Source organism: Bradyrhizobium sp. 23AC (assembly GCF_054863025.1).
In genome coordinates, this window is record NZ_JAVAYN010000147.1 from 1 (window position 1) to 273 (window position 273).

Genomic DNA, 273 nt, shown 5'->3' on the forward strand with positions numbered 1-273 from the left:
GTGGTCTGCCGCCGGGGTGACGTGGGTGGTCATGCGTCCTCCTCGTTCTGGTGGCGCAGCGTGAGTGCCACGTCGGTGTCCTCGGGTGCGGGCCGTTCGGCGCCGCGCAGGTCCGCCAGGGTCCAGGCGAGGCGCAGGACGCGGGCGTGGCCGCGCGCGCTCAGCAGGCCCTGGTCGACGGCGTCGTCCGCGGGTCGGCGGGCCGCTCGGGGCACGGCGTACGGGCCGTGCCGCAGCACCCCGGCGGGGACGTGCGCGTTGCGGCGCAGCCCG

The 273-nt window shown here is 78.4% G+C and carries 1 protein-coding gene; it reads right to left on the bottom strand.

Translation table 11 applies throughout. The annotated features are described in order from the left end of the window. Positions 1-29: 29 nt before the first annotated feature. Positions 30-273: magnesium chelatase subunit ChlI family protein (locus tag RAD10_RS41850; protein ID WP_461622023.1), on the bottom strand; the 244-nt coding region annotated here is incomplete at its 5' end.